General features: G+C 65.3%; 4 protein-coding genes and 1 pseudogene. 1 reads left to right on the top strand and 4 read right to left on the bottom strand.

Features of this window, described 5'->3' with window-relative positions:
• Positions 1–4: 4 nt before the first annotated feature.
• The 4 genes and pseudogenes from QDT69_RS36365 to QDT69_RS36350 all read right to left on the bottom strand — a co-directional run bounded on the left by QDT69_RS36365 (position 5) and on the right by QDT69_RS36350 (position 6,184).
• Entirely contained in the window at positions 5–1,984 is a 1,980-nt protein-coding gene (locus QDT69_RS36365) for an acetyl-CoA carboxylase biotin carboxylase subunit (RefSeq protein ID WP_279711275.1), read from the bottom strand.
• Positions 1,981–3,597: an acyl-CoA carboxylase subunit beta gene (locus QDT69_RS36360; RefSeq protein ID WP_279711274.1), complete on the bottom strand. Its 1,617-nt coding sequence runs from the start codon at positions 3,595–3,597 to the stop codon at positions 1,981–1,983. The genes QDT69_RS36365 and QDT69_RS36360 overlap by 4 nt, the downstream gene beginning before the upstream one ends.
• Positions 3,597–5,193 (bottom strand): annotated as a pseudogene (locus QDT69_RS36355) (AMP-binding protein). The gene QDT69_RS36360 and the pseudogene QDT69_RS36355 overlap by 1 nt, the downstream one beginning before the upstream one ends.
• Positions 5,194–5,317: 124 nt before the next feature.
• Positions 5,318–6,184: a 3-keto-5-aminohexanoate cleavage protein gene (locus QDT69_RS36350; protein WP_279711273.1), complete on the bottom strand. Its 867-nt coding sequence runs from the start codon at positions 6,182–6,184 to the stop codon at positions 5,318–5,320.
• Positions 6,185–6,399: 215 nt separating this feature from the next.
• Here QDT69_RS36350 and QDT69_RS36345 point away from each other — a divergent pair, with 215 nt between their 5' ends.
• On the top strand, positions 6,400–7,623 hold the full coding sequence (locus tag QDT69_RS36345; RefSeq protein ID WP_279711272.1) for an ABC transporter substrate-binding protein: 1,224 nt from the start codon (positions 6,400–6,402) through the stop codon (positions 7,621–7,623).
• Positions 7,624–7,748 lie beyond the last annotated feature (125 nt).

The following is a 7,748-nucleotide window of genomic DNA, read 5'->3' as shown; positions in this document are numbered from 1 at the left end:
CCGATTATGCGGCCGCCTCGATCTCCACCACGATCTTGCCCGTCGTCACCTGCTCGCCCTCGGCAACGTCGATCGACGACACCGTGCCCGCGACGCCGGCGGTGTGGACATGCTCCATCTTCATCGCCTCCAGCGTCATCACCGGCTGGCCGGCCGCGACCTTGTCGCCGGCCTTCACCAGGACAGCTACGACCCGGCCATTCATGGCGGCGCGGACCTTGCCGTCGCCGCCGGCGGCCGACGCGCTCTCCGGCGGCGCGAGCGTGAGGTCGCGGGCCGACAGCGTGACGCCGCGATGCAGGATGTAGAGCCGATCGCCGTCACGCAGGAACTTGGCCTGCTCCATCACACCGTCGTGGTGCAAGCGGATGCTGTCCTGATCGAGCTCGTCGATCACGAAGCTGAAGCGATCGCCGTTACGGGTCGCGACATAGCTGCCGTCGCGGTCGCGAACGATCTCGATCTCCTGCATGCCGTGGCCGAGATCGATCCGCAGGCCGAGCGGGAATGTCGCCGATAGCGACCGGCCGCGCTGCCATAGTGGTGCATGCGGATGGGTGACATAGAGCAGCAGCGCCGCGAGCGCGACGTCGCTGCCGCGATCGGGCCGCGGCGCCAGCAAGGCATCGCGGTTATTGCCGATGAAGGCCGTGGTCGCCTCGCCCTTGGCGAAGACCGGATGGCGCAGGCAGTCGATCAGAAAGCCCTGGTTGGTGGTAACGCCGAACGCGGTGACCTGCTCCAGCGCAGAGATCAGCTTGCCGCGCGCTTCGTCGCGGGTCGCACCATGGCTGATGACCTTGGCGATCATCGAATCATAGAACGGCGGGATCTCCGAGCCGGACTGCAGCGCGTGCTCGACGCGGATGCCGTCGGGCATCTGCCAGCGCGCCATCGTGCCGGATTGCGGCATGAAGTCGTGCCCGGCATCCTCGGAGCAGAGCCGCACCTCGATGGCATGGCCAGAGAAACTGATGTCCTCCTGCTTCATACCGAGCGGCTCGCCCCTGGCGACGCGAAGCTGCAGCTCGACCAGATCGAGGCCGGTGATCGCCTCGGTGACGGGATGCTCGACCTGAAGCCGCGTGTTCATCTCCATGAAGTAGAAATTGCCGGCGCGGTCGAGCAGGAATTCCAGCGTGCCGGCACCCTCGTAGCCGATCGCCTTGACCGCCTGGACTGCGACGGCGCCCATCCGCGCGCGCAGCTCCGGCGTTACCGCCGGCGATGGTGCTTCCTCGATCAGCTTCTGGTGCCGCCGCTGCACCGAGCAGTCGCGCTCGCCGAGATGAATGGCGTTGCCATGGCGATCGCCGAACACCTGGATCTCGATGTGGCGCGGATCGACGATGGCGCGCTCGAGGATAACGGTGGGATCACCGAACGCGCCCTGCGCTTCCGATCGGGCGCTGCGTAGCGCATCCGGAAACGCCGCCGCATCCGCAACCAGCCGCATGCCGCGGCCGCCGCCGCCGGCGACCGCCTTGATCATGACGGGAAAGCCGATCGCCTTGGCTTCCGCCAGCATCGCCGCATCGCTCTGGTCGGCACCTTGGTAGCCAGGCACGCAGGGCACGCCGGCCTTCTGCATGATCTCCTTGGCGCCGGCCTTGTTGCCCATCGCGAGGATCGCCTCCGGCGACGGGCCGATGAACACCAGCCCTGCGTCGCGGCACGCCTGCGCAAAATCCTCGTTCTCGGCGAGGAAGCCGTAGCCGGGATGCACCGCGCCGGCGCCGCTTGCCTTGGCGGCGGCAATAATCGCCTCGATCTTGAGATAGGATTGCGCCGGCAGCGGCTCGCCGATCCGCACCGCCTGATCGGCCTCGCGCACATGCAGCGCGTCGCGGTCGGCGTCCGAATAGACGGCGACCACGCCATAGCCGAGCCGCCGCGCGGTACTCATGATGCGCAGTGCGATCTCGCCGCGGTTGGCGATCAGGACCTTGAAGAACGGTGTCCGCTTCACGATGGTACCGCTCATGGCCGCGCCACCGAGAACTGCATGCGCTGAGGAGTGCGCGCCTCCCCTTCGCGGCAGATCGCCAGCACCTCCGACAGCACCGTCCGCGTGTCACGCGGATCGATCACCCCGTCGTCGAGCACGCGGGCGCTGGTCGAGAACACGTCCATCTGACTGTCGAACACGCCGGTGATCTGCGCCTTCATCGCGTCCAGCTTCTCCTTCTCGATCGGCTTGCCGCGCCGCGCGGCAGCCGCCTCGGTGACGATCGCCATGGTCTCGGCGGCCTGCTCGCCGCCCATCACGGCGGTCTTGGCATTCGGCCAAGAGAAGCAGAAGCGCGGATGGAAGCCGCGGCCGCACATGCCGTAATTGCCGGCGCCGAACGAGGCGCCGCAATACAGAGTGATCTGCGGCACCGTTGCCGAGGTTACCGCCTGGATCATCTTCGAGCCGTGCTTGATCATGCCGGCCTCTTCATAGGCCTTACCCACCATGTAGCCGGTGGTGTTGTTCATATAGAGGATCGGCGTGCGCGACTGGCAGCAGGCCTGGATGAAATGCGTCGCCTTGTTGGCGCCGGGCACATCGAGCGGGCCGTTGTTGGTGATGATACCGATCGCCTGTCCTTCAATCCGGGCATGGCCGCACACCGTCGCCGGGCCGTAATTGGCGCCGAACTCGGTGAAATCGGAGTCGTCGATGAAGCGCGCAATCGCCTGGCGCATGTCGACGGGGCGCTTGTGGTCCATCGGCATGATGCCAAGCAGTTCCTCGGCGTCGTAGCGCGGCGGCTTGAATGAGGCCTGTTCGGGCGTCGGCCGGTCCCAGGGCACCTTGGCCATGATGTCGCGCGCGATACGCAGCGCGTCGCGGTCGTCCTCGGCGAGATAGTCGCCAAGACCGGAAATCGAGGTATGCATCTCGGCGCCGCCGAGTTCCTCCTCGGTGGCAATCTCACCGGTGGCGGCCTTGAGCAGCGGCGGCCCGGCGAGGAAGGCGCGGGTGCGGCCGCGCACCATCACGATATAGTCGGAGAGACCGGTCTGGTAGGCACCGCCCGCGGTCGAGGAGCCGTGGGTGACGGTGACGACGGGAAGCCCCGCCGCCGACAGCCGCGCCAGATTGCGGAAGATGTTGCCGCCGCGGACGAAATCCTCGACCCGGTAGCGCAGCAGATTGGCGCCGGCGCTCTCGACCAGCTGCACATAGGGCAACTTGTTCTCCAGCGCGAGCTCCTGCACCCGCAGCGTCTTGTCGAGGCCGTAGGGTTGCAGCGCGCCGGCGTCGATGCCGGCATCGTTGGCGCTGACCATACAGCGGATGCCGGAGACGAAGCCGATACCCGCGACTAGGCCGCCGCCGGGCACGCTCTTGTCCGCATCCGGCACATCGAACATGTAGCCGGCGAGCGTCGACAGTTCGAGGAACGGCGAGCCGGGATCGAGCACCAGCGCGACGCGCTCGCGCGGCAAGAGCTGACCACGCTTGTGGAAGCGGTCCTTTGCCGCTGCGGAGGCCGCGCGCGTGCGCTCCTCCAGACCCCGCATCCGGGCGATCAGCGCCAGCATGCCGTCGCGATTGCCCTGGAATGCGGCACTGCCGGTGGCGATGGTGTTCTCGATGATGGCCACTACGCGCGCTCCACAAAATGCCCACTATATTGCTGCCGCAGCTCGACCTTGCGCAGCTTGCCGGTCGCGGTCATCGGCATCTCCTCGAGGATACGCACCAGCTTCGGCACCTGGAAGCCGCCGAGATGCTTCCTGCAATGCGCCTCGATGCCGGCCTCGTCGGCCACCGCGCCGGGCTTCAGCTTGACGAAGGCAGAGACCGCCTCGCCCCATTGCGGATGCGGCAGGCCGACCACGGCGGCGTTCTGCACCGCGGGATGCGCCAACAGCGTCTCCTCGATCTTGACGGAGGCGACGTTCTCGCCGCCCGACTTGATCATGTCCTTCTTGCGGTCGAGGAACAGCACCTCGCCATTGCCGTCGATCAAAGCGAGGTCGCCGGTATGGTGCCAGCCGAACTTGCGCCTCCTCGGTGGACTTCGGGTCCTTGTAATAGCCCAGCATCACGTTGGGGCCGCGATGCACCAGCTCGCCGATCTCGCCGCGCGGCAACAGGTTGCCGTTGTCGTCCATGATCGCGGTCTCGTTGACAACAAGCGACTCGCCCCAGTAATTGCCGAAGCGGTCGAGCTGCACCTCCGGGCGCGACATCGTGGTCGCCGGATACATCTCGGTCTGGCCGCTGGTCAGCACGAAGTTCGGGCACATGTCCGCCATCGCGCGTTCGAGCAGCGGCTTGCCCATCGGCGCCATGGTATAGATGCAGCAGCGCAGGCCCGACAAATCATACTCGCGTCGGCGCGGATGATCGAGGATCGCCTGGTACATCAAGGACAGGCCGACGAACACCGTGAGCTTGTTACGGACGATCGCCTCCATGCAGACCACCGGATCGAAGCCGCGCATCAGCGCCATCCGGCCGTAGACCGAGAGATAGCTGAGCAGCAACACATGGCCGGCGCAGTGAAACAACGGGAACTGCCCGGTGATCCCGTCATCGCGCGACAGTTGCATCTCGATGCAATTGCTCATCACGGCCATGACCACGGCGAGATGACAATGCATCGCGCCCTTCGGCCGCGACGTCGTGCCCGACGTGTAGATGATCATCGCGAGATCGCGGTCGTTGATCTCGATGTCCGGCTCGATGTCGGGCTGGCCCTCCAGCAGGCCGTTGAATTCCTGCAATCCGGTCTTGCCGGCATTGCCGGTCAGGTTGACCGCGATCATCTCCATGCCACGCGCTTCCAGCGCCGCGCGGCGATCGGCCTGGGCGTGGAGGTTGTCGTCGATGACGGCGAAGCGGACCTCGGCATGGCCGAGGATGTAGTCCATGTCCGCCGGCCCGAGCATGGTGTTGATCGGCACCCAGACCAGGCCGGCGCGGTGGATGCCGAAGAGCGCTTTGACGAACTCAACGGAGTTGTTGCAGATTGTCGAGATCTTCTCGCCCGGCTTCAGGCCGCGCTGCACCAGGTGATTGGCGAAGCGATTGGCGTCGCGCTCGAGCTCGGTGAAGCTGACCTGCCTGGTGCCATCGGTCAGCGCGATGCGATCCGGAAACCGCCGCGAGGCACGCTTCAGAAGGTCGCCGATCGCGACCCGCCCGATGCGGCCCGGCCCGGTGACGCCGCCGGTTGCTGCGAGATTGTCCATGTCTTGCTCCTCCCTCGCCGTCATTCCGGGGCAGCCCGTAGGGCTGAGCCCGGAATCCATGGCGCCACAGGACGTGCGGCCTGATGGATTCCGTGCTCGCGCTACGCGCGCCCCGGAATGACGGTCAGTGTCTCGTCCCAAAAATCTGCCGCGCTTCCGCGGGGCTCGCGATCTCGCGGCCGGCACGGCGGGCGCAGACGGCGAGCCCTTCGACGAGCTGCCCGTTCGACGTCACCTTGGTGCCATCGCCGAGATAGAACGTGTCTTCCAGCCCGCTGCGCAGATGGCCGCCGAGATCGGCGGCGCGCTGGTGCAGCGGCCAGATCTCGGCACGGCCGATCGCGGTGACCTGCCAATGCGCTTCCGGCGCCTTCAGCTTGAGCAGGATCGGCAGCAGCTCCGGATCGGCCGGCATGCCCGAGGCCACGCCCATCACGAAGTTGTATTCGAGCGGTCCGGAATACATCCCGGTCTGCCGGTACATGCCAACACAGCGCACGATGCCGACGTCGAAGCACTCGAATTCGGGAATCGTGCCAGCCGCCTTCATCACGTCGAGATAGTCCTGCACCTTCTCGACGGCGTTATCGAACATCATCGGCGGCCAGGCCCAGGTGTTGTCGGCCTTGACCTTCAGATAGTTCAGCGAGCCTGCGTTGCAGGCGGCGATCTCGGGCCTCGTCTCACGCACGCAATCGAGCGCGCCCTGGTAGTTCGGTCCCGACGTGCCGGTGGTGTGGTTGATGATCACGCCGGGGCAGGCCTCGCGGATCGCCTGCTGAATCTCCTTGCTGATACCGACATCCCATGACGGCAGGTGGCCCTTGTTCGGCTCCTGCTGGCGCAGATGGATGTGCATGATGCTGGCGCCGGCGTTGAACGCGGCCTTGGCCTCGCGCGCCATCTGTTCCGGCGTCACCGGGACATTGTGCTGCTTCGGATCGGTAAGCACGCCGTTCAGCGCGCAGGTGATGACAGCCTTGTCGCTCATGGGTCTCTTGTCCGCTTTGCAGCGCACCTGCGCTGCTGGTTTTCCCATGATGAGAAATTTGCCTTCGCGCCATCTTGCGTTGACTGGCTAAGTCAATGCGATCACGCCGTAATCCGCCGCCAGCCGGTTAACACAAGACGCCGCACGAGCATGGCGCATAGGCTTTGCCGCAAGCAGAAGCGGGCGCAACAAGCCGGCATCACGGGGAGGACGTCATGGTCTCGATCAACCGGCGCTCATGGCTCACCGGCGCGGCGGGCGCGGGGCTAGCCGCCGTCTCGGGCCTCAGGCCTTCGCTGGCCGACGACACGCCAGGGGTCACTGCGACCGAGATCAGGATCGGCAGCACCACCTCGCTGAGCGGCCCGGTGTCGGCACTCGGCGTGCAGGCGCGCTGCCAGGAAGCCTATTTCAGGATGCTGAACGAGCAGGGCGGCATCGCCGGCCGGCAGATCAAGTACATCTATTACGACGACGCGTTCAATCCGGCCAAGACGGTCGAGCAGGTGCGCCGCCTGATCGAGAGCGACAATGTCGCCTTCCTGTTCAACATGCTCGGCACCGCGCCGAACTCGGCGGTCGTCAAATACATCAACGCCGCCAAGGTGCCGCATCTGTTCCTGTCGGTGAACGGCGACAAATGGGGCGACTACAAGTCCTATCCCTGGACCATGGGCTTTGCGCCGAGCGCGCGGACCGAGGCGCAGGTGTTCGTCAAATATGCGCTGAGCCAGCACAAGGACGCGAAGATCGCGGTGCTCTACCAGAACGACGATCTCGGCAAGGATTTCGTCGCCGGCACCAAGGACGTGCTGGGCGAGCGGTTCGCGACATCGGCCGTGGTCGCCTCGCACGAGGTCACCGATCCCACGATCGATTCCCAGATCGTCGCCTTGCGCGGCGCCAATCCCGACGTGCTGATCTCGGGCACAACGGCAAAGTTCTGCGCGCAGTCGATCCGCAAGATCTACGAGCTCGGCTGGAAGCCGATGCATTTCATCGCGAGCGGTGCTGCGTCGCTGTCTTCGACCATCGTCCCCGTCGGCCTCGACAAGGCCCAAGGCACGATCTCGTCGGCCTATATCAAGGACGTTGCCGATCCGGCCTGGGCCAATGATCCCGGCGTGAAGGATTTCCTCGCCTTCATGGAAAAATACTTCCCCGACGGCAATCCGAAAGAGGGCTACAACCTCTACGCCTACATGGTGGCGAACGTGCTCAAGATCGTGCTCGATCAATGCAAGGGCAATTTCAGCCGCGACAACATCATGGCGCAGGCGAACAATCTGAAAGACGTCTATGTCCCGACATTGCTGCCCGGCATCAAGGTCAACACCAGCCCGACCAATCACCATCCGCTGCAGCAGTTGCAGTTGCAGCGTATCGAAGGGCCCGGCTGGCTGCGGTTCGGCGAGGTGATCCAGGGCGCGAATTTGTAAGGGTGGGGACAAATCTCAGCCGTCGTCCCGGCGAAGGCCGGGACCCATAACCACCAATGCCTGTTGCTTCAGGTAGGCGTCTGCCATCCCGCTTCATTGATGAATCACGCGGTATGGGTCCCGGC

Source organism: Bradyrhizobium sp. CER78 (genome assembly GCF_029846235.1).
Classification (GTDB): Bacteria; Pseudomonadota; Alphaproteobacteria; order Rhizobiales; family Xanthobacteraceae; genus Bradyrhizobium.
This window is presented reverse-complemented; position numbering and strand designations above follow the sequence as displayed.